The sequence below is a fragment of the Pseudomonas khavaziana genome (genome assembly GCF_019145205.1).
Taxonomy (GTDB): Bacteria; Pseudomonadota; Gammaproteobacteria; order Pseudomonadales; family Pseudomonadaceae; genus Aquipseudomonas; species Aquipseudomonas khavaziana.
In genome coordinates this window covers 1-282 of record NZ_JAHSTT010000074.1, presented here as the reverse complement: position 1 = coordinate 282, position 282 = coordinate 1, and the positions used below count along the sequence as shown (strand labels likewise).

Below are 282 nucleotides of genomic sequence, written 5' to 3'. Positions count from 1 at the left end.
GCCATTCCTACCGCGACCGTAGGTTGGGAAGTTTATGATGAAGAAAGTGGTGAAAAAGCTGCTGCGCTGTTGCAACGCAGCGTGATCAACGAGAAATGCCTGCGTGAGCCCTTGGTATTGCCCTCTGATAACGGAGCGCCAATGAAATCGGTGACGCTGTTAAGCAAAATGTATGAGCTTGGCATCACGCCTTCTCGCGGTCGTCCACGCGTAAGCAATGACAACCCGTACTCGGAATCACTGTTTAGAACATTGAAATACTGCCCGCAATGGCCCTTGGAA

General features: G+C 51.1%; 1 pseudogene. It reads left to right on the top strand.

The window, feature by feature from the left end:
• Positions 1–282 (top strand): annotated as a pseudogene (locus KVH01_RS29590) (DDE-type integrase/transposase/recombinase); the annotation flags it as partial.